Genomic DNA, 1,594 nt, shown 5'->3' on the forward strand with positions numbered 1-1,594 from the left:
ACCGGCGAACCCGTGCTCCGCGCTGTAGACGCCGTTCAAACGCCTGCGCATCACCTTGATCGGCGGGACGAGCCCGTCGTCGTCCGGTTCCTCCGACACCAGAGGATGCCCGGCTGCGGGATCTCGGAGCCGACCGCGAAGAAGTCGTGCCACTTCCAGCCCGTACCGGCGAAGCTCGAGCCGGTCGACCGGGCCACGTAGACGTCGGCGGCCGAGCCGCGGGTGAAGGTGACGATGTCGTCGCGCCCGTCGCCGGTGAAGTCGCCGGTGCCCGGGATCTCCGAGCCGGCGGCGAAGTAGTCGTGCCACTTCCAGCCGGTGCCGACAAAGCTGGAACCCGTCGACCGGGCCACATAGACGTCCGCCGACGCGCCCCGGGTGAACGTCACGATGTCGTCCTTGCCGTCGTGGTCGAAGTCGCCGACCGACGGCAGTTCCGTGCCGGCCGCGAAGTAGTCGTGCCACTTCCAGCCGGTGCCGACGAAGCTGGAACCCGTCGACCGGGCCACATAGACGTCCGCCGACGCGCCCCTGGTGAACGTCACGATGTCGTCCTTGCCGTCACCGTTGAAGTCACCCACCGCCGGGACCTCCGAGCCCGCGGCGAAGTAGTCGTGCCACTTCCACCCCGTACCCACGAAGGAGTGACCCGTCGACAACGCCACGTAGACGTCCGCGGCCGCGCCCCGGGTGAACGTCACGATGTCGTCCCTGCCGTCACCGTTGAAGTCACCCACCGCCGGGATCTCCGAACCCACCGCGAAAAAGTCATGCCATTTCACGCCGGTGCCGACGAAGGAGTGGCCTGTCGACAATGCGACATAGACATCGGCGGCCGCGCCCCGGGTGAATGTCGCGATGTCGTCCTTTCCGTCGCCATTGAAATCTCCCACCAATGGCGTCTCGGTGCCGGCCGCGAAATAGTCGTGCCATTTCCAGCCCGTACCCTGGAAGGACGAGCCATTCGACAACGCGACGTAGACATCGGCGGCCGCGCCCCGGGTGAAGGTGACTATGTCGTCGCGACCGTCACCGTTGAAATCCCCTGCCACGCCGCTGAATCCGCCGCCTGGCGGCGGCGCGGCGGCCGCCGGAAGACCCTGCAGTTGCGCCGCCACGGTGACTGCCGCGATTGCCGATAGCGCCAGAAGGCGCCGGTTCCCGAGCATCTTTCTCCCCGTTCTCGTGATGGACGTTCCGAGTGGAAGCCGTCCATAAACTAGCTCCGAGTGGGGCCAATAAGATTATTCAGTCCGCTAGCCGTCTAGAACCGGAAAAAGCCGCATAACGCCAAGATCCGGGGGTACGCTTCCCGCCTCGCGACGCCGGGACATGCGAAAGGGGCGGGGAACCTCCCCCGCCCCTTTTCCCAGGTCCGGCGCCTACGGCTGGTTGCCGCCGACCGCGCGCCCGAGCCAGCGCCGCGAGCGGTCGCTGTCGCAGGCGCCCTGCACCACAGCCGCGGCGGCGAGGCCAGCGGAGGTCAGGCACCGGCCGCTGGACTCGTTGCGCATGAGGAACGTGTCGCCCGCGCCGTCGAGCAGGCGCCACCGGCGCGGCGGCGCCTCGTCGCAGCGGTACTGCACGACCCGGG

The 1,594-nt window shown here is 68.1% G+C and carries 2 protein-coding genes; both read right to left on the reverse strand.

The annotated features are described in order from the left end of the window. Positions 1-50: 50 nt before the first annotated feature. The gene (locus tag AB0F10_RS45525; RefSeq protein WP_360640840.1) at positions 51-1,169 is read right to left on the reverse strand and encodes a VCBS repeat-containing protein; all 1,119 of its coding nucleotides are present in this window, start codon (positions 1,167-1,169) and stop codon (positions 51-53) included. 213 nt (positions 1,170-1,382) lie between these two features. Further along, a partial coding sequence (locus AB0F10_RS45530; RefSeq protein ID WP_360640842.1) for a hypothetical protein occupies positions 1,383-1,594 on the reverse strand: 212 nt, incomplete at its 5' end.

Source organism: Actinoplanes sp. NPDC026623, assembly GCF_040638275.1.
GTDB lineage: Bacteria > Actinomycetota > Actinomycetes > Mycobacteriales > Micromonosporaceae > Actinoplanes.

Coding starts and splice junctions, on each gene's coding strand:
- AB0F10_RS45525 (WP_360640840.1), bottom strand. CDS start 1,169: ATGCTCGGGAACCGGCGCCTTCTGGCGCTATCGGCAATCGCGGCAGTC.